11 protein-coding genes are annotated in these 12,043 nt (G+C 37.1%); 1 reads left to right on the top strand and 10 read right to left on the bottom strand.

Going from position 1 to position 12,043, the window contains the following annotated elements:
- Positions 1-18: 18 nt before the first annotated feature.
- From LCP48_RS20045 to LCP48_RS20075, 7 genes are all read right to left on the bottom strand, one after another.
- Positions 19-921: an SGNH/GDSL hydrolase family protein gene (locus tag LCP48_RS20045; protein ID WP_004225608.1), complete on the bottom strand. Its 903-nt coding sequence runs from the start codon at positions 919-921 to the stop codon at positions 19-21.
- Positions 922-951: 30 nt separating this feature from the next.
- On the bottom strand, positions 952-2,181 hold the full coding sequence (locus tag LCP48_RS20050; RefSeq protein WP_004225611.1) for an aminopeptidase: 1,230 nt from the start codon (positions 2,179-2,181) through the stop codon (positions 952-954).
- Between the two features lies 1 nt (position 2,182).
- Entirely contained in the window at positions 2,183-3,331 is a 1,149-nt protein-coding gene (locus tag LCP48_RS20055; protein WP_004225614.1) for a DEAD/DEAH box helicase, read from the bottom strand.
- A 215-nt stretch (positions 3,332-3,546) separates the two neighbouring features.
- Positions 3,547-4,248: a cysteate racemase gene (cuyB, locus tag LCP48_RS20060; RefSeq protein WP_004225616.1), complete on the bottom strand. Its 702-nt coding sequence runs from the start codon at positions 4,246-4,248 to the stop codon at positions 3,547-3,549.
- On the bottom strand, positions 4,245-5,477 hold the full coding sequence (locus tag LCP48_RS20065; RefSeq protein WP_004225618.1) for a carboxylate--amine ligase: 1,233 nt from the start codon (positions 5,475-5,477) through the stop codon (positions 4,245-4,247). The genes cuyB and LCP48_RS20065 overlap by 4 nt, the downstream gene beginning before the upstream one ends.
- A gap of 55 nt (positions 5,478-5,532) precedes the next feature.
- Entirely contained in the window at positions 5,533-6,615 is a 1,083-nt protein-coding gene (locus LCP48_RS20070) for a C39 family peptidase (protein WP_009371562.1), read from the bottom strand.
- A 126-nt stretch (positions 6,616-6,741) separates the two neighbouring features.
- Positions 6,742-8,238, bottom strand: coding sequence for a class I adenylate-forming enzyme family protein (locus tag LCP48_RS20075; RefSeq protein ID WP_004225623.1), 1,497 nt, complete (start codon positions 8,236-8,238; stop codon positions 6,742-6,744).
- Positions 8,239-8,482: 244 nt separating this feature from the next.
- Here LCP48_RS20075 and LCP48_RS20080 point away from each other — a divergent pair, with 244 nt between their 5' ends.
- Positions 8,483-9,076, top strand: a complete 594-nt coding sequence (locus LCP48_RS20080; protein WP_004225625.1) for a metallophosphoesterase family protein — start codon at positions 8,483-8,485, stop codon at positions 9,074-9,076.
- Positions 9,077-9,116: 40 nt separating this feature from the next.
- On the opposite strand, the gene LCP48_RS20085 is transcribed toward LCP48_RS20080, so the two are convergent.
- From LCP48_RS20085 to LCP48_RS20095, 3 genes are all read right to left on the bottom strand, one after another.
- Positions 9,117-10,868, bottom strand: a complete 1,752-nt coding sequence (locus LCP48_RS20085) for a methyl-accepting chemotaxis protein (protein WP_004225627.1) — start codon at positions 10,866-10,868, stop codon at positions 9,117-9,119.
- 281 nt (positions 10,869-11,149) lie between these two features.
- Positions 11,150-11,734 (bottom strand): DUF305 domain-containing protein, encoded by a 585-nt coding sequence (locus LCP48_RS20090; protein WP_004225628.1) that lies wholly within the window; start codon positions 11,732-11,734, stop codon positions 11,150-11,152.
- Between the two features lie 102 nt (positions 11,735-11,836).
- Positions 11,837-12,025 (bottom strand): cysteine-rich CWC family protein, encoded by a 189-nt coding sequence (locus LCP48_RS20095; RefSeq protein ID WP_004225629.1) that lies wholly within the window; start codon positions 12,023-12,025, stop codon positions 11,837-11,839.
- Positions 12,026-12,043 lie beyond the last annotated feature (18 nt).

Consider the following 12,043-nt stretch of genomic DNA (forward strand, 5'->3'; position numbering starts at 1 on the left):
GCCTTAGATATCGATTATTTAGATGTATTTGATAAATGCCTTATATCCTGGGAATCCCTGAATTACGTAAGTCATACGAGGAGATTGATGTTGTGCCACATTTTGCTTCCGAGGTTTCTCTGATGATTGTTGCTTTAGGATTTCCTCAAATGATTTGGGATTTGGCTCTGGCAATTCTGCTGAAGAGATGTTTAAAGCATCACTCCCACTATAAATCTGTAAAAATGAGTTAGCCATTTGTCGATAGCCTTCAATATTTGGATGAACATCGGCACTATTTGGTAAGTAGTTGGTTGCATTCAAACCAAAGGCATCGTAGACATTTATATAAGCTGCGCCAGCTTGCTCTGCTTGTTGTTGTAAAATTGTATTTAATCTAACTAGCTGGGCGTTTGTTCCTTCTTTTTGCGTCGGATGAACTGTTGGATAAGCAAAATAATACCCTATGACATAGATTTTTGCTTTAGGCGCACGTTCTTCTAATTCATCCAAAATCGATAGCATATTTTTTCTAGCCGAATTTAAAGCGTAATCTGCCTGAAGCTGTGAAAAAGCTAAGGTCCCTGCATTTGGGTTTACTTGGACAAGACGTAATAAATCATTAGCCCCTGCCGAAATTGTAATAAGTGTCGCATTTGCCAATAAATTTTGCGCTTCCTCAGATTGTATTCGTTCTAATACATCCGCCGTAGTAAAGCCTGGAAAAGCAAGTTCTTTTGTATAAAATGATAATTGACCAATCGAACTTAATTTCATGGCAATCAGATCACTATACCCTACATCAATTTCTTTGTAGGGTGTTTGACCTGCTGCTAAGGAATCGCCAATAGCCACATAGGTTTCTGTTTGAGCAAAAGCAGATGAAACCCAAATTGTCATGAATAATACTGTCATACCTAGCAAGCTACATAATCGTTTCATCTACTTCCCTCTTTTCTTATTGACTAAAAATTAAAAAGCCCAGCTACCCTTGCGGAAAATTGGCTCAACCGTACCATCTGGTAAAATACCATCAATGTCCATTTCACCACTGCCAATCATGAAATCTTCGTGTGTCACAGAAATATTGGCACCCAATGCTTCAAGTTGACCGTTTTCTAGGTCTCTACCGCCCTCTAAGCAAGTCGGATATGCCTCACCAATAGCTAAATGGTTTGAAGCATTTTCATCAAACAGCGTATTGAAATATAGAATCTCCGACGCAGAAATTGGTGATTCGTGAGGGACAAGTGCTACTTCACCTAGGTAGCTTGAGCCTTCATCCACTTGAATAAGCTCTTGCAATAAATCATGTCCTACTTCAGCCTCTGCCTTAATAATTTTGCCCTCTTCAAATGTTAATTTAAAGCCATCGATGATATTGCCCTGATAGACTAATGGCTTCGTATTACTAACATAACCGTTTACACCTTGTTTCATTGGCAGTGTATAAACTTCTTCTGTTGGCATATTGGCCACAAAGACATTATCTTCTGGTGTTTTACTACCACCAGTTAGCCATTTATGTTGTGGTGCTAAAGCGATTGTTAAATCTGTACCAGGTGCTGTATAGTGAAGCTTTGCATACTTTTTATTATTTAAAAGCTGTGCACGAGATTCTAAATTAGCTACATGCTGACGCCAATTATCAACTGCATTGCCTTCTCCAATATGAACCGTTTTAAAGATAGCTTCCCATAATGCAGGTACTTGCTGCTCCTCTGTTAATTGAGGGAAGACCTTTGCTGCCCATTTAGCTGAAGGAACTGCTACAATGGACCAGGCAATTAAATCCTTCATGACTGCATTGCGATAGTTTTTCAATGCTGCCCCTGATACTTTTTGATGTGTTGCTAGTCTGTCTGCTGGAATTCCTGTTAGCTTATCAGGATCTGCTGCATCAATCCATAAAAGAGCTCCTTTACGTTCAATCAGTTCATCACGCATTTTCACAACCCATTCAGGGAAGCGATTAAATTCCTCATCGGAAGCATGCTCAAAATAAGCACGATCCAATTCATCATCGGAAAAATTCACATGAACACGGCCTGCTCCAGCCTTATAAGCCTCTTTTACAACTAAACGGGCAAAATCTAAAGCATCCACAGATGTATTGACTAATAAGTACTGACCTGGTTGGATGTTCACACCAACTTTTACTGCAAGCTCTGCATATGCCTGTAATTTCTCTTCAAATGTCATACTATTTCCCTCGCTTCTGTCCAATTGTTTTAGAATTACCCTCAATCAGCTCGCCATCATGCCATATTTTTTGCACAGGCTTGCCTGGAATTTCCCTTGTCCATTTTTTATAGGTTTTTTCATCACGATAAGATAATAAGGTTAATACTTCACCATCTGCTCCAGCACGCCCAGTACGACCAGAACGATGCAAATACTGTTCAATTGTTCGTGGGACATCAACATGAATAACATGTGTTAAACCAGCAATATCTAAACCACGAGCTGCAATATCTGTTGCAATTAAAATACGTGCGTCTCCTTTACGGAATGCATCTAACGCTTTTTTCCGTTCTTCTTTCTTCATATCAGAGTGGAGCGTGACAATCGGTGCTGAACGGTATTGTAGTTTTGTTTCCTTCATTAATAATTGATCGATATTATTAACAAAAGCCAACGCTCTTAAACCCTCTGTATGGGAAAGTCGGCGGAGGAAATCCGTTTTATCACGTTCTTCTACCTTCACAAAAGAATGGACAACTTTACCAACCTTTAACATGTCCTCAGGCTTAATTTTAAAACGCAGTGGCTCAAACATCATACGACTCGCCACTAATTCAATTTCCTCTGTAATCGTAGCCGACACAACAACAACTTGTCGGCCATAGGCAGAACCTTCGATAAAGGATTTGATAACAACACGGTATTCACGACTTAGTAATTGATCACATTCATCTAAAATAACTGTTTCGACTTCTTTGAGTTTTAATTTTCCTGCTCGTGCTAATTCGTTTAAACGACCAGGTGTGCCAACAACAATCGTTGGCTTTTTCTTCAACTTTTCAATTTGACGAGCAGAATTGGCACCACCAATCAGCTGTTGAACAGTAATGTCTGTTCCAGCTGTCCACTCACGTATAACTTCTACGATTTGCATAGCGAGCTCTTGCGAGGGAGCTACGATCAGTCCTTGCGTTTGCTTTTTTGCCCCATTCACTTTATTTAATAATGGTAAGACATATGCTAACGTTTTACCTGATCCTGTAGGTGATTCCGCGACAATATCTTTGCCTTCAAGCATAGCTGGTATCATTTCATCTTGAATTTTCATGGGTGTTTCAAAGTTCCATTTTGCTTGTAGTTCTTCTTTTAATAAATTAATGACTGACATGTTATTTCCCACCTTCTATCTACTTGACACTAGTTTAACACACTCCGTAGGTTCCTACTTTATATGTACGTAAGCAATTATCTAATCGTTTCAAGAAACATTGCTTCCTTTCATAAAAAATCTGCTTCACTCAACACGGAAAAGTAAGCCTGTCCACAACTCTTTCAAGAATTGTAGCTTACCCGTGAAAAGCAAGCAGATTCTTTTCAATTCAACTAATCGATTAATTCATAACCACAAGCTAAAATGGCACATTCCGCTAAAACGATTAATGAATCAATATAAATGTCACTTAGCTTCAAATCTCTGTTAACAATAGAAAGCTCTGTACAACCTAATACAATTCGATCACAATTTAATGCTAGCATCGCCTCTTCTATCGGTTGCCAGTCTTCTAGCGTAACATCCTTCCCAGCCTTGACATAATCATAAATGATTGACATCACATAGGATCTCATTTCATTATCTGGAACAACTGGTGTAATACCAAACTGCTCAAGTGCTTCCTGATACATCCGTGATGTTAACGTGCCTGTTGTTGCTAAAATACCTACTCGCTTTGCTCCTAAATCAGCAGCACGCTTCGCTGTTTCGCGAATCATATGCAAGACAGGTATAGGAGAACCCTCTTCAATTTCTTGATAAAACGTATGCGCCGTATTACAAGGGATTGCAATTATGTGTGCTCCTACCGAAGCTAGTTTTTTTGCATCCTCAATAATCACTGGTACCGGATTCTCCTTTGTATTATCTAAAATATAAGCCGTACGGTCAGGAATATTTGTATCATTATCAATAATGGTATGTAAATGGTCCTGATCTTTTTGTGCCTTTGTACGCCTTACAATCATTTCTCCTATAAACATTGTTGCAAGTGGACCAACGCCACCAATAATACCTAAAGTTTGTTTTTTCATGTGTTAGACAGACCTTTGTTATTAAAATATTTCTTATAGCTGCGATAGAAGCTTAAATTATCAAGCGTGACATTCAACCAACGTTTTGCATTCATATCCTTATAGTTAAAAATAGAATCTGTAGCCATTCCTTGTCGAATTAAACTTTTCGCCTCCATTACTAGTTGTTCATTTTGAACATATTTGAACAGCACACCATTCGGTACGATTGTCCAAAGATGCTTGTTCTTCAAATATGTTAGTTGTTGTTTACTTCCTCGAACATAATCGTCCGCTACATACTGCATTAAATTAAAGCCACTGGCCGTCACATAATAATTGGAAAGTTCATTATGTAATTCAATACTCAACAATTTATATTGACCGTCACGATCATCATATTTCATATCAAATGTGGCAAAGCCATGGAATTGTATCGCTTCGAGAAAGGACTTAACATTATCCATTAATTCCTGATGATAGGTTGTCATAATCGCTACATAACGTCCTATCCCTTTTGGAGAATGCTCTTCTAAAATAGGGTTTCCTACGGCAAGAAGTTTTGCCTTCCCATCTTGTCCTATATATGCATTAACAACCCGCATGTTAGCATCTTCTCCAGGAATATATTGTTGTATCATCAAATCATCACGATATGCTGATTCTTTATAGATAGCACGTAATATACTGTCCTTTTCATCCTTATCGTATGCAATATATACTTTTTTCTTACCAGGAAAAATGCATGTAGCATATTTTGTCATATTCATCGGCTTAATGACAATTGGATAATCAAATGGCATGTCGTAGTCTTCATAATCATTCACCGTGCATACATGTGTGGCAGGGTATTGAAAACCAAATTGTGCGCATAGTTCATACATACTTTCACGAGTTAAAAGTTGATGCGCAAGTGGGGCGTCTACATAAGGAACTAGAAAATTCTCTGCTAACTCCTCTTTATGTTCAACGATTTTTTTGACATAAAATTCATCACAGGCTAATAACAGTAATTTTTTGTCTTGGAACTCCTCCGCAATAGCTTTTAAAGCGGTCACAAACCTTTCTTCGATATGAAGTCGCGGTATCTCACGAAAAGTCCATAAATCACTTTGTTGAATTTTTTCCATATTCGTATGGTTTAGTGCAAGTGGCTTCACACCATAGGCTTCGTAAAATGCTCTGGCCATGCCATAAGCATTCATTTCATCTCCAAGTAAAACAGGTAAAAAAACGTGCTCAATGGCCATTCTACTCAACTCACTTTTACTTTTTTATTAGTGTAACATACTAATGATTTATAGCTTATTTATGAACAGCTACAGCTTGTTTGCCTAATTCCTGATAACTTTTGAAAAATTGATCGACATTGTAAGTCACATACCCTTTTAAAGGATCCATTACGACTACCTTATCACCTAAATGTCCCGTTAAGACGACTGCATGTAAGTTCATAAAAGCATCATGCGGAGTCGTTTCTCCTGTATAAATCCAGCCTCTTTCTGCTTTTCGTTTAGGCTTCGATAGATCTAGCGTTACCCATGTCACGACAGGAATACCTTCACGCACAAGCTGTAAAATATCATCCTGTGAGGCATTACTCATATTTTTGACATGTAAGTCAGCTTGTTTATCTGTAATAACTGCCTCAGCCGCTTTGACAATTGGAGCAGCAAAAACATACATGCCTCGAGCTTTATCACGAGGATTACCTGCAAAAGCTTCATTGGGATTTGGTCCAAAACGTTGATTGCCTACAGTTCGTATTTCTTGCTTTGGTAAATACTTGTCAGTCATTTCGAGTTTTGACACATTCATTCCAAAATAATTTAATACGGCTGTAAGTGAAGTAATTTCACAGCCATGTGGCAGCTCAGGGTTTTGCATGACAACAGGGACATCTAACTCCTGATCGTCTCTTAAAAAGTGTGTTTGCAATCGATAATAGGGCTTTGTTGTATCGTAAGTGAAATTCTCGATTGTTGTATACCCATTATTTGTCGTACTATTTTCAAGTGTCGTTGCCGCAATTGCATATTCTCTCCCTGCCTTTAGCTTCGAAAAGATAGCTTCTCCCTCTTCTGAACCAATCGCTTCTTCCACTACATCACCTGTTTGTACATCTGTAACCGTAAGGAAGAGATTTGGAATAGGTGCCCCGCTATTAAATTCTACTGTTAAAACCGTTAATTGTTTTTCTTGTTCAGCATCTTGCTGAGAAAATGGCTGACAGCCTGAAAGTAACATAATAATCAAAATGCCAATAAGTAAAAGGCGTTTATACCCCGTCCACAAGACAAATTCCGCTCCTATTCTAAGGCGAAGAGCAGCCTCTTCGCCATACTCATTATTCCATTTGTCGTAGACTCTATTATACGATACTTTCATAGCCGTTCCTATTTTATCTTGATTTAATAACTATATTTTGTACTAATAGCGAGTTTCACAAGACTCTTTTTCGAGTAAACTCCAAAAATCTGGATAGCAATTATGCCAAAGGATAATTGAACTGTCTTAAATCGTTGTTACTTTCGGTCGTAATGTATGCTTTAGTACCTTCCCAGAGGCATTACGTGGCAATTCTATTAAAAATTCAATTTCATATGGTACTTTATATTTGGCAAGTCGTGTTTGACAATAGGATAGTATCGAATTTTCATCAAGAGACTTCCCCTCCTTTAACACCACAAATGCTTTTGGTACTTCTCCATATACTTCATGTGGCAATCCAACCACTGCTGCTTCCAAAATTTCCGGCATTTGATATAGAACTTCTTCTATTTCGATTGGGTAAATATTTTCTCCACCGCGAATAATCATATCTTTTTTTCGATCTACAATATATAAATAGCCTTCCTTATCAAAGCGTCCTAAATCGCCTGAGTACAGCCAGCCATCCCTAATCGCTCTTGCTGTTTCCTCTGGATTGCGCAAATAGCCCTTCATTACTTGTGGTCCTCTTACGCATATTTCGCCCACCTCTCCAGCTGGTACGGTCTTTCCATCGCTATCAACTACACAAACCTCTGTCTGTGCTAATGGTTTTCCCACTGAGCCAATTTTCGTCAATGCATCTGTATCTAATAAAGAGGTAGCTGCAGGTGAATTTTCAGTTTGACCATAAAGATTTTGAACCTTTACATTTGGAAATGCTTCTTTCACTTGCTTTACAAGCTCATAAGGCATAGGGGCAGCCCCGTAACATAATAAACGTAAATGCTTAAAGCTATGTTCCTTGAATCCTGGAGTATTTAATATGATCGTATACATAGATGGAACACCAAAGAAAATTGTCGTTTCAGTAGCTACAATTTGAGCTAACGTTTTAGTTGGTGAAAATGCTTCTTCAATGACCACTGTTCCTCCTTGATAAAACATAGGCATAGCAAATACATGAAGACCTGCACAATGGAACAAAGGTGTACAAATAAACATTTTGTCCTTGCTCGACATATTCATAGAAGATGACCAAATATCTGCTGTAGCCACGATATTTTGATGCGTTAGCATGACGCCTTTGGGTTTACCTGTTGTTCCTGACGTATACATGACCACTGCCGTATCGTCAGCCTCTAATTGCACAATTTTTCTAGCATGATTATCATGCTCAATTATGTTTTTCATTTCTTGAAATCCGATTGTATGTTGGAATGAATAGGAAACGTCCTCTAATACCTCTGTTAATCTTTCATCAAAAATTAAGCCCCTTGCTTGTGAATGAGTAAAAATAAAATCAACCTCAGGAGCAGCTAATTTAGTGTTAATAGGCATCACAATAAATCCAGCTAATTGGACACCTAAATAAGCGATTAAAAATAAATCTGAATTGAGCGTATATAGGGCAATCACATCATCTTTTTCAAAATCTTGTTCCTGCAAGTAAGCCGCAAATCTTTCTACACGTTGATAAAAATCATGATAGCTTAATGCCTTTCCATCATACAAGGTTGCAATTGCATTTGGTTGCTGCCCTGCATAGTCTTCAAGAATATCTGTCATAAACTTCGTCATTATAAGCCCTCCATACATTCATTTTATTATTACTGAATAAACAAGAATGGGAAACTATTAAACTTCTTAATATTCAGAAAATTATGATTATATTTTATCAAGCAATGTATTTCTTGGCAATTTTTCCACACATTCAAAATATGTAGCTGAAGTAACGAAATATTCTTAGACATTTTACTTTTCTAGCAATTTCTATTGGGTGTATGATACTTGTACCATTATTATTAGGAAAGGCCGGGTTTAAATGCTTTATGCACTTTTAGGAGATTTACATTCTAATATAGAAGACACTAAAGCTGTTCTAGCTCATATTCAACAAACAGCAGAGGAAGCAAAAATCATTGGGTTAGGGGATTTATATGAATGCACTGTTAGTAAGAAAAAGGCACAAACCATATCTGGCTTACCTTTGCAAAAGGCGGCCATAGTAGAAAGTGAATTTGAAAAACTACTAACCTTCCCCTCTATTCGAGGCAATCAAGAAGAACGTATTACTCAGGTCACTGGCATTGAACGTTTTAAAGCTTTACCTGAGACAATAGAGATTGAAGGAGCCACGCTTATGCACGGACATCAATTTAAGTGGAATGTAAGCTGGCAACCGACTTTCCCACCCTTTCAAAAACCATTATTTTTCTTTGGGCATAGTCACGAATCAGGTCTTTATCATCAACAAAAAAAGCTGCCGATTCGTATTCGCTACGGGCAACCAATTGCGTTACAAGACAAACAATATGGTGTGAATGTAGGCTCTGTTATCAATCACCGTGAATGGTGTCTTTATGATAGCCAAAAGCGTACAGTGACATTTATGTGTGTTCCACCTATTCATCTATAAAAGAGCAAGCTAGTATGTAGACTAGCTTGCTTTCCATTTTTTAATGAATATATTGCTTTTTCTCGCTCAATAAAATTTCCTTTAACTCTTTTAATTTTTCAATTACAACATACGATTCATCCGTAATTTCTTTCAGGTATTTTTCAGCGCCCGTTTTATTGCCTACATTGTATTCACGCACTGCTTTTTTTGCTATATCATGGACGTGGATAAATGGTTGTTCTAACTCTGCATAGACACGCTCATCACCTAATAGTTTCTTTCCTGTGCCGTAATACCATTCGCCAAGGCGTGATTCTTTTGGAGACCCTACATCCTGCTCCGTCATCGTTTCAAAGCCTAGTAGCAAATTGTAGATTTTCCATCTCCACAATAGATGATCGGTAATAGCTAATTCAATAATATCCTCTTGGCTAATAATAAAGTTTTTAGAAATTGTTGTGGATCTGTATCCATCAATCATTTTACTTAACTTATAAATGGCAGAGCCCATATCAAAAACGATTACCTTACTTTTTTGCATGCTCTCTGTAATTGTATGGTTACGTTCAGAAATAGTAGTAGCAGATTGTGCCTGAACCTTTGTCGTTGTAGCTATTTCCTCAAAGCGCGCCCCCTGCTGCTGTAAGTTTTTATTTAGCTCAGCTAGCGTCTGTGAAATATATAAGGTATCTGTAACACCTTGATGTAAATCTTGGGAAAATTGAGTCGTCAATGAACTAATATTATGGGTAATATGAAGTAGCTCCTGTATATCTGTATGTATAGATTTGACAGATGTACTTGTATCATCAGCAAGTTTCCGAACTTCCTCTGCAACAACCGCAAAACCTTTTCCTGCTTCTCCCGCACGAGCGGCCTCTATTGATGCATTTAAAGCCAACAAATTTGTTTGATCTGCAATTTTTTTAATTAATTCCATTAATTTCGCTACACTATTTACACGTTCAACTAAACGCCTAATGTCTTCCTGCATTGATTTATGGCCTTCATCGGTCGTCTGTAAAATAGATGATACTTGTTGTAATGATTCCAAATCCTGATTTAATTTTTTAAAGGCATGCTTTGTTTGCTCTGAAATATCACCAACTGATGTGGCAATTTCTTCAATACTTTCGTCTAACTCATGCATTAATTGATCTGCTGCAACAATCTCCTGTTGCTGAATCTCCTGAAATTCAATCAGTTCCTTAATGGTATCTAACTGTGTATTATAAGTAATTATTTCACCTAATCCATTTACTACAGATCCTGCTTGAATTTCAATATAGGTCTCTAAAATAATTTGTTGATCAATTGTTACTAAGCTATCGTAAGACAATAAAACATCCAGCATTTTTTCTTCATCACGAGATAGTTCTTTGACAATAAGTGGAATGATTAATTGATTAATCAGTGTATAGGCAGAAATCATCCAATTCGGTAGTACACCAATTCTTGCATGAACATATGCAATTTTACGACGCTTAAAGACATAATCTAAATCTAATTCATCATCAAATAAGCTAATGAAATGTGTATCAAACAATCCTTTTAAGCGCTCTACTGTTGAATGTGTATTGATGACATGATTAAACTCTGGGATTTCCAGTAGACGAGCATAAAAATTATCGAGTATATGCTGTCGATTATTCTCATAAATTTTACGTAAAAATCCAACAGATTCTCTTCTAATTCTAGATAAAGCAAGGAAATCCAATTTTTCCTTAAAGCGTTCATTTGTTTCGATGTCTGAATTTTTCGTAGCCGAAAAATAATCATAACTTTGATTAATCTTCTTCCTTTTGAACATAGCTCCCACTCCTAGTTGTATTCAAGTAAAATAAAATTACCAATATTTTAAAGCCAATTATAGATTTCTCTTCATTACCTTCAATTAATAAAACATATATATTTTACCAACAATAGAATAACAAAAATAGATTCTCATTTAATTCTTTACACTTTATTATTTTTCCGTCCACTTTATTGACAATTTCTTATTTTCTTAGTTAAACACTGTCTTTACGCAGAAAAAGCGCTAAAATCCCGATTGATTTAGCGCCTTCTTCCCATATAAACTTCTCGTTAGTGCTAGCACTCGCAATCGCAATTTTGTAAACTATCCAGTAGCTTTTCCATGGCTTCTAGTTGCTCACACAGCGTTTGAATCATGCAACGTAGGATTGGAATTAACTCTTGACAGATGCAGAATCTAAGCACATTTTGTGCCAGTCGTATACCACCCTGATGATGGACGATCATTTCCCGAAGATAATTGATATTAATGCTATTAGAGACTGGTGGAGCACACATTGCATTGAACATAGCTTCTGTAATTTCTTTGTAAGCACACATATACTCGTATAATTCATACTCTGAATTTTGTACGACACAACAGCGATTTTGTATCGCTTCAAGACTCTCAACCATTTCTGTATGTGTGCGAATGATTTCTAAGGCGAGATTTTGCACAGGTATATTCGTTGTATAACGTAAAACATTTTCAGACATTTGGATTGCTGCAACTTGATGAGGGATGATTTGCTTAATAAAATTTTCTGAGATACTACAAGTAATGGTTACATAGGTCATACCCTGCATCATTTTTTTGAGGATTCGCTGATATTCCTCTAAATATGCCTTTGTCACATTACTGAGTTCAATAGGTTTAGCCATTAGACACACTCCTTTCAGAGTAATGTATGCCTGCTAGGTTGTTGTGCGATAGACAATTGTACCAATTGCTCAATTTTTATCAACCTTTATCATCGTAAAAAACTATACTTGCTCTTTCTTATATGTAGCTATGCATGTTGAACAAATGCATAGATTTGGCTCTCTTTGCACTGTAGTTAACAGGGTTTCTGGAATGCTAACTGTCATACACCAGCACTCTTTTTTGCCTTTTGCCACGCCACAATGGTTTTCGCCTCCGCATAATGGACATCTCATTTCTCCAGTTGACATGATTTACAACTCCTTTAT

This window comes from Lysinibacillus capsici, assembly GCF_020217405.1.
GTDB lineage: Bacteria > Bacillota > Bacilli > Bacillales_A > Planococcaceae > Lysinibacillus > Lysinibacillus capsici.